The organism is Paenibacillus sp. OT2-17 (assembly GCF_009827695.1).
Classification (GTDB): Bacteria; Bacillota; Bacilli; order Paenibacillales; family Paenibacillaceae; genus Paenibacillus; species Paenibacillus polymyxa_B.
In genome coordinates, this window is record NZ_WUDQ01001010.1 from 1 (window position 1) to 671 (window position 671).

Annotated in this window: 1 protein-coding gene; it reads left to right on the plus strand. The window is 45.6% G+C overall.

The features are described 5' to 3' along the window. Positions 1 to 671: FAD-dependent oxidoreductase (locus GRP75_RS28760; protein WP_160791089.1), on the plus strand; the 671-nt coding region annotated here is incomplete at both ends.

Here is a 671-nt window from a genome sequence, read left to right on the forward strand (position 1 = left end):
CAACGAAAACGAAGCGCGTGTATTCAACGAACATGAATCACCACGTTATCGTTTTAAAAATGCAATTATCGCAACAGGTTCCCGTCCAATCGAACTGAAACCATTCCCATTTGGCGGACGCATTCTGTCTTCTACAGAAGCATTGAACCTGCCTGAAATTCCGAAAAGCCTGATCGTAATCGGTGGTGGATACATTGGTGCAGAACTTGGACAAATGTACTCCAAATTCGGTTCCAAAGTAACGATCATTGAAGGTATGGATACAGTGCTTCCTGGTTTCGACAAAGATATGACTTCAATCGTTGCGAAAAGCATGAAGAAAACTGGCATCGAAATCTTCACTGGCGCTAAAGCGGAAAGTGCAGAGCAAACAGATAAAGACGTAACAGTGAAATTCTCCGTTAACGGCGAAAGCAAAGAAGTAACTGCTGATTATCTGCTTGTAACTGTTGGACGTCGTCCAAACACTGACGGTGAACTGGGTCTGGATCTGATTGGCCTCGAACTGGATGAGCGCGGAATGGTGAAAGTTGACCACCAAGGACGTACTAGCATTCCTCACATCTTTGCAATCGGCGATATCGTAGCTGGTCTTGCTCTGGCGCACAAAGCTTCTTACGAAGGTAAAGTAGCTGCTGAAGCAATCGCAGGCGAGCCGTCTGTAGTAGATT